We start from the raw sequence: 709 nt of genomic DNA, 5'->3' as shown, positions 1-709 counted from the left end.
GGCCGGTAGTGCGCTTGCTCCAGCGCGCCGTGCTTCTCGAAGTGGGCGAGGATGGCGCGGATGGCGGTGGGTTCCTCGATGCTGGCGACGATCCGTACCGCGCCGCCGCAGTGGGCGCAGGTGGTGACGTCGATGGAAAAGACCCGCTTGAGCCGTTGCGCCCAGCTCATCGCACGGCGCTTCTGCTCGGGCTCGGGGCTGCGCGGCTCGTCGTGGGCGCTTGCGTCAACCGGCGCCGCATCGCCCGCAGGCCGCTTGCCGCGCCCCGAGGGCGTCAGCTGCGCACGCAGGTTTGCATTCGGGGCGAATACGCCGTGGAAGCGGGTGAGATGCGCGCGAGGTGGCGGGACCAGTGCGGCCAGTTTCGCGATGAAATCGACCGCATCCCATTCGACATGGGTGGTGCCATTGCGCCATGGCGTCTTGAGCTGATACCGCACCCTTCCCTGCGGTGAGATCGATAGCCGCTGCTCGCTGATCGCCGGGCGCGTGATGTAGCGGCACAGCTTTTCGAGCTTGTGGCTCTCGTGTGCTTCCGCGGCCACGCCGGCATGCAGCGAGAAGCCGCCGACCTTGCCGGCGTCGCCCTCCAGCGAGCCTGCGTCACCGGGCAATGTTTGCAGCGTGACGACCTTGCGGCCAGCGTCGCGACCGGTGGCGATGCGGTAGGTCATCGAACTCATCCGCAGCCCATCCATGCCGTCGTCGC

The 709-nt window shown here is 68.3% G+C and carries 1 protein-coding gene; it reads right to left on the bottom strand.

The genetic code is table 11. From position 1 onward, the window contains the following. Positions 1-709 (bottom strand): transposase (locus QMX83_RS21555; protein WP_282298665.1); only part of this gene is annotated, 709 nt, incomplete at both ends.

The organism is Stenotrophomonas sp. PS02289 (genome assembly GCF_029960115.1).
Taxonomy (GTDB): Bacteria; Pseudomonadota; Gammaproteobacteria; order Xanthomonadales; family Xanthomonadaceae; genus Stenotrophomonas.
The sequence above is the reverse complement of the archived record's forward strand: the minus strand, read 5'-3'. Positions and strand labels throughout refer to the sequence as shown.